At 23.4% G+C, this 384-nt stretch carries 1 pseudogene; it reads right to left on the bottom strand.

Annotated features, from left to right (window positions below):
- A pseudogene (locus CQA44_RS12965) lies at positions 1 to 384 on the bottom strand (hypothetical protein); the annotation flags it as partial.

Below are 384 nucleotides of genomic sequence, written 5' to 3'. Positions count from 1 at the left end.
AATTAGAATAAATATTTTTATTTTCTAAATCTTTAGGATTTATTTTATCTAGGAATATGATAATATTATTTTTATCTTGAGATTCTAAGAGATAGGAATTTTCATTGTTATTGAATCTTGCTTGTCTTTGCTTATCTTTTAATTCTTTTTCTTGTTTTCTTTGTAATTCTTTTAGTTTTACTTCTCTTTGTTTAGAATCTAAACCTTGCAAAGCTTGTTCTAAGTTTTCTATCTCTTCTTTATCTCTTTGTAATTGCTCTTCTCTTATCTTTGTTACACTTTTATATAAATCTTTTCTAGCTTGTAAATATTCATCACTTAAAGAATCTTTGTTGGAGATAAAGGAGAGATAGAAACTAGATTTGTATTTAAAAAAACTTTCAT

The organism is Helicobacter sp. MIT 14-3879 (genome assembly GCF_003364125.1).
This window is presented reverse-complemented; position numbering and strand designations above follow the sequence as displayed.